1 protein-coding gene is annotated in these 581 nt (G+C 41.1%); it reads left to right on the top strand.

The window, feature by feature from the left end; all coding sequences use genetic code 11:
- Positions 1-581 (top strand): MFS transporter (locus CXF76_RS00790; protein ID WP_157823330.1); only part of this gene is annotated, 581 nt, incomplete at both ends.

The following is a 581-nucleotide window of genomic DNA, read 5'->3' as shown; positions in this document are numbered from 1 at the left end:
GATAAACCTAAAAAACGTTTACGCCCCATTGTTTGGATAGGAATTGGCTTAGCTACATTTCAGCAATTAGTCGGCATTAACGTTGTTTTTTACTACGGCGCGGTACTTTGGCAAGCAGCCGGTTTTACTGAATCTGACGCGTTACTCATTAATATAATAAGCGGCTTTGTAAGTATTTTAGCGGTGTTTATTACCATGTATTTTATAGACAAAATTGGCAGAAAACCTTTTTTGTTAACCGGCTCAATTGGTATGACGGTGACGCTTTCGGTTATTGTTTATGCCTTTTTAAACGCAGATATTGGCTCAACAGGTAACTTAGAATTAGGAGAGCAGGGCATAGTTGCTTTAATAGCCGCTAATGCTTATGTGTTCTTTTTTAACTTATCGTGGGGCCCTGTAATGTGGGTTATGTTAGGCGAAATGTTCCCTAACCAAATTCGCGGTTCTGGCCTTGCAGTTACCGGCTTTGCCCAGTGGATAGCTAACTTTTTAATTACCTGGTCGTTCCCTGTCATGCTCACCGGTATAGGTTTAGCAGGGGCTTATGGTTTTTACGCATTTTGCGCGTTTGTTTCAGT

This window comes from Pseudoalteromonas sp. 78C3 (genome assembly GCF_002836695.1).
GTDB lineage: Bacteria > Pseudomonadota > Gammaproteobacteria > Enterobacterales > Alteromonadaceae > Pseudoalteromonas > Pseudoalteromonas arctica.
The sequence above is the reverse complement of the archived record's forward strand: the minus strand, read 5'-3'. Positions and strand labels throughout refer to the sequence as shown.